The sequence below is a fragment of the Burkholderia sp. Ax-1720 genome (assembly GCF_011753035.1).
Classification (GTDB): Bacteria; Pseudomonadota; Gammaproteobacteria; order Burkholderiales; family Burkholderiaceae; genus Burkholderia; species Burkholderia gladioli.
Map to the genome: position 1 here is coordinate 1 of NZ_VWWK01000412.1, position 1,525 is coordinate 1,525.

2 protein-coding genes are annotated in these 1,525 nt (G+C 74.1%); both read left to right on the top strand.

Features of this window, described 5'->3' with window-relative positions; translation table 11 throughout:
* A partial coding sequence (locus F3J18_RS37295; RefSeq protein WP_275691849.1) for an IucA/IucC family C-terminal-domain containing protein occupies positions 1 to 917 on the top strand: 917 nt, incomplete at its 5' end.
* A partial coding sequence (locus F3J18_RS37300; RefSeq protein ID WP_166917170.1) for an MFS transporter occupies positions 914 to 1,525 on the top strand: 612 nt, incomplete at its 3' end. The genes F3J18_RS37295 and F3J18_RS37300, both read left to right, overlap by 4 nt.

Here is a 1,525-nt window from a genome sequence, read left to right on the forward strand (position 1 = left end):
TGATGCCGCCGCGCTACCTGCGCAACGGCGCACTGGCGCAGGCCTGCCTGGCCGCGCTGCGCGAGCGCGATGCCTGGCTCGCCGCGCATCTGCAGGTCTGCGACGAGCGCGCCTGGTGGGCGCTGGGCGCGGCGCCGGCAAGCGGCGACGCGGCCGCCTGGATCGCCGAGCGCGGCGATCTTGCCTGCCTGCTGCGACGCTACCCGCGGGGCGAGGGCTGGCTGTTGCCGATGGCCGCGCTCGGCGTGTCCGATGCGCGCGGGCGACTGCCGGCCTTCGATGCGCTGTGCGGCGGCGCCGCGGCGTCGACGCCCGCCAGGCGACGCGGGCTGTTCGCACAACTGGCGCGACTGCTCGCCGAACTCGGACTGCGCTGTTTCCGTCACGGGGTGATGCCGGAGCTGCATGGCCAGAACGTGGTGCTGCGCGTTGGCGCGGATGGCCTGACGGGGCTGGTGCTGCGCGATCACGACACGCTGCGGATCTGTCCGCCGCTGATGGCCGAGGCCGGCGTGGCGGCGCCCGATTACCTGATCGACCGGAGCACGCCGAACACCCTGATTCTCGAGGCGCCCGGCGCTCTGTTCGCCTATTTCCAGACCTTGGCCGTCGGCGTGAACCTGTATGCGATTGCCGCCGCGCTGTCCGAAGCCGACGGCGAGGACGAGGCGCTCGCCTGGCAGTGGATCGGCGATGCGCTGCGCGATGCCGTGGCCGGCGTGTTCGGCGACGGTGCCGCGCCGGCCTTGCGCGAGCTGGCGGAGGCCGCCTTGTTCGACAGCGCGAGCTGGCCGTTCAAGCAGCTGATCGAACCGCTGGTCGGCCGCGTCTCGATCGGCACCGGCATGCCGAGCGGCCTGGGCGAGATCGCCAATCCCTTGCGCGCGGCCAGGGCCGGGCAGGGCGGCCGACGATGATCGGGCCGCACCGCTTCGCGGTCGTGACCCTGGTGGCCTGCCAGGGCGTGATCACGCTCGGGCTGATGGTGCTGGTGCCGATCATGCCGTTCTTCGTGCGCGGCCTGCTCCCGCCCGACGCGACACTGGCCGAGGTGACACGCTGGAGCAGTATCGCGCTGGCCGCGCCGGGTGTCGGCGCGCTGCTCTGCACGCCGCTGGCGGCCGGCTGGTGCGAGCGTCTCGGCTATCGACGCGCGCTGCTGCTGGCGCTGGCGCTGTTTGTCGCCAGCCTGCTCGCGATGGCCTCGGCGCGCCATCCGATGCTGTTCGTCGCGGCGCGGGTGGTGCAGGGCGCGAGCACCGTGAGCGTGATCGTGACGGCCTATCTGGCGCGCGTCGCCGAGGCCGATGCGCGAGGTCGCGCGCTCGGCTGGCAGGAGTCGGCGGTAGCCGCCGGCGCACTGCTCGGGCCGACGCTCGGCGGCGTGCTGCAGGATCTCTGGTCGGTGCGGCCGCTGCTGTACGCGGTCGCGCTCGGCACGGGCCTGGCGGCGGCCGGGCTGGCCTGGACCCTGGCCGAGCCGGCCCGCGATCCGGCCGAGGCCGCGAGCGATGCGGCCTCGCGG